The 3,619-nt window shown below is 67.3% G+C and carries 1 protein-coding gene; it reads left to right on the top strand.

Annotated features, from left to right (window positions below; all coding sequences use genetic code 11):
* Positions 1-1,065: 1,065 nt before the first annotated feature.
* Positions 1,066-2,019 carry a hypothetical protein gene (locus ACFWW8_RS30925; protein ID WP_386534031.1) on the top strand — a complete coding sequence of 318 codons (954 nt, stop codon included), beginning with the start codon at positions 1,066-1,068 and terminating at the stop codon, positions 2,017-2,019.
* Positions 2,020-3,619: the final 1,600 nt, after the last annotated feature.

Here is a 3,619-nt window from a genome sequence, read left to right as displayed (position 1 = left end):
CGGGGGGGGGCGGGGGGGGGGGGCGGGGGGGGGGGCGGCCCCCGGGGGGGGGGGGGGGTCGCCGGGGGGGGGGGGGGGGGGGGGGGGGGGCCCCCCCCCCCCCCCCCCGCGCTCGGACAGCCCCTGCACACTCCCGGCCAGTGCTGGTCTTCGCGGCGTGCCTGCCGCAGTGCAGCTCCGCGGTGTGGCCGCTTCGGGGAGCTTCTTGAAGCGTCTCTTGCGCGACGGCGGTCGTCGCGCCGGAGACTGCTGAGGCCTGCCGGACAGAATGATCATTCCCGCCCCTCCGTTACCTTGTGCTCATGTTTGAGACACGCAGGGTGTGTTTTCGGCCGGGTAGGGGTTAGCGTGATGGTGGCGCCTGGAGGGGCTGCTGTGCCGGTGTCGTTCGAGTGCACCGGCATGCACGGTGGGCCCTGTCCCCCATGGGCAGGGGCCACCGGCCTGCCGGGCCTGCTGCGGGGTGGACCGGACGGCACTCCGGTTCACCCCGCGCATTGCCAGGTGGCCACGCGGGGCGCTTACTGGGAGTCGGGACCGCCTGGATGGCAATGCCCCTCCCCGTGATCATCCGGCCCCCAGGGGCGGCGGTCACATTGGTGACCGCCGCCACCCCTTGCCAGACCATGACGGCGTTCTCCTCGGAGACTTCGGGCGCCGCGCCACCGTGACCGATGCTGGCTGGGCCTCCGGTCGTTGCACGGGGCGGGACCAGGACATGTCTACACAGGGCCTGCCGGGGCCCGGTGCGGTCCTGGCCCCGTGCTCCGGCAGGCCCTGCTTTCTGCGCTTCGGGCGCGGACGTGGCGGCCAACGCGGGGAAACCAGGGGTGTTTGTAGGGGTGGCCGCGGGAGGCCTGTAGTTCTTGGTGGACGGCACCAGCATGTGACTGAAAATCGCTGCGCCCTGGCCTGAATCTTTCGTTAAGGCTTTCAGGGAGATCCATCGCCGAAATGGAGATCTTTTTCGTAATTCGAGTATCTATTACTCAGGTTGGGCCGGCGGGGTGGCGCGATTATTGAGGGGTTTTATTGATGCCAGCTGTTCGGTGAGGGAGTTTTCAGGTGCATGAAAACAGTATTGATCAGGCGGCGGGTAGTTGGTGGCGGAAGCTGACGGATCGCGGCCGGGTGGCTGTCGTCGCGTTCGGCGCCTTTTCGCTTATTGCTGCCGCTGGTCCCGCTATTGCCGGTGTGTCGAATCCGTCGAGTGCTGAAGCCAGTGCGGCGGCTGTGTCGTGCACTCCTCGTGAACGGGCTGATGCCCTGTCTGCCGAAGAGGCTCGGGTGACGCAGCTTTTAGCCGGCCACACCACGCTGCTTAACCAGGCTGACGTGGACAGCCTCGCGCATGTGGGGGCACAGCCCGGGGGTATTACCTACGCGATCAAGCCCCATGAGTTTGCGAGCGTCGGTGGGATGGGGCTGACCTTCCTCAACCCGAACCCGGGGTACACGCCGGGCCTGCCCACCCTGCTGTTCTACCGTCCCGCTCCCGGAGCGACACCCGCGGAGCTCCTCGATCCCGCACACAAGGACTTCCCGTACGAGCTGGCCGGCTGGGGCTATGCAGGGCAGTACAACCCCGGTGTCGCCCCCGGCTTCAGCCAGGACAGGGCCCTGCACTGCCTGAAGCCCACGGACTGGTTCGTCCACGAGCGGAGCGCTCACCCCGGCGACACCTGGCAGAACATCCCGGTACCCCCCGCCGAGGCCCCCGGGCATCACGGAGACGCCCCCGGCAGCACCCCGCCCAGCGCGCAGGAATGCGGCTGCCTTCTCGACATGGACAACGGCGTCGGAATGGCGCATCCCCGGATGTGGGACATCCACTTCTGGCTCCAGCCGGACAACCCCTCCGCGGGGCCGGCTGTCTCCATCCTCAACCCCGGTACCCCGATTCCCGGATTCGATCCCGGCGTGGGAACGGGATTCTTCTACCCTGAAGGCGCAGTCACTTCGTCCGCAGCCAGCAAGGACATGAACCATTCCATGCATTCCGGACATCAGAGCCAGTGAAGATAAATTCAATATTTGAAAACTGATTACCTAGATCAGGCGGCGTAATTGCTGGGGGCTTACCTGTCAGGGAAGCCCCCAGCTGTGTATTCAAGGGGCTTTCAGGGGATACAGGCATCCTGTCCCTTTTACGGCTCACAGTGGCTGCCCTGATGTATGTCACGGGGGAGACCCAGGCAGACCTGGGCCGCGGTCTGCGGCTCAGCCAGGGACAGGCGTCCCGCAAGCAGGCCAGCACCGCCGGGGGTTCGTCGTGGACGCTGGCCGACCTCGACCGACTGTCCGCCCACTACGGCATTCCCGTGTCGGACATGCTATGTGGTGTCGACCACGCCGTGACGCGTCTGCCGGCCCGACGGCGTGCCGCGACGGTAGGCGGACTCCAGACCACGATCACTCCGTGACCGCTGGCCCTGTTGTGTGCCCCGCTGCGGGGGTTTGCGGCACTGCCCGCCCTCCGGGGTACGTGAGCGCCTGATGAGCCCCCAGAGGGGCGCGTGGGGCTTCGGATTGCCTGAGGGGGCGGAGTGACGGGCGAATGGGTCTGCGCCGGTCTGTTGAAATCCAAGCGTGAGCTTGGAACCCCCACCCCTTCGTACGCTGTCCGTACGCCGCTCTTACGGTTCGCGCGTGCCGGATCCCGTCCGTTTCCGTGTGTGCGCCTCCCGGGGGAGCGGTGGGGGGTGGCCCCACCTGCGCCCCACCTGTGCCCTGCGTCCGGCTGTGCTGCGTTCTGCGCCCGGGGTGCGGGCCCTGTGACCCCGGCCCCTCCTGGGGCCGGCGGGGCCTTTCCGGGGGGTTGTGGCGGGTGTGTGGGGGAGGCGGGGCCTGTGTCCGGTGGGCTGGTTCCGCGCCCCGCGTTCCTCGGTTCTCGCTCCTCGGCTCCCCCGACCAACTCGGGGGACAAGGTGGTGGATCTTGCAGGGAGGGGGTCACAAGAAATCCGGGATGCTACACAGCTCATCATGTGATGCACCATGCACCGGGATTCATTCCAGAGTCAGGCTAGCCCGTAAATTGAAGCACCCTCGGGGGGTGGCCCGGATCCGCCAACAGCACATGCTGCATCATTTGATGCACACCGGCCCGGACGGACTCCAGCCGGAGAGAGTGGAGGCCTTTTTCAGGATTCTTCGAAAGTTTTCGGGGAGGGAAGCACCCGCCCGGTCACACCCGTCCCGGGCCGTGGGGTCCGCCGGTCCGTCACACTCGCCGGCCCCCCGTCACGCTAGGCGCCCCACCATCGGCCACGTGTGACGGACGACCCGCTCACCCCAACCCCTGCAAGGGTTGTGGGTGTGATGGTGCCTCAAAGCCACGCAGGAGGGCAGCCGCCCAGACCGGCCACCCTCCGCCTTTGCCAGCGCGGCGGAGCCGCAGGGCGGGAGCGCAGCGGACGCCCCGTACGGGACCGCGGAGCGGGTCCGTACGCACTCTGTTCGGATTGGAGCGAAGCAGAAATCCGCTATTACCGCGCAGCGGGAATAGCAATAAACCGCGCAGCGGTTTATCAGAAAGGCGCGCAGCGCCTTTCTCCGCTTTATGGAATGAGCGCAGCGAATTCCATCCCTTGCAATGCGCGCAGCGCATTGGTACCCGC

It is taken from the genome of Streptomyces sp. NPDC058701 (assembly GCF_042715295.1).
Lineage (GTDB): Bacteria > Actinomycetota > Actinomycetes > Streptomycetales > Streptomycetaceae > Streptomyces.
This window is presented reverse-complemented; position numbering and strand designations above follow the sequence as displayed.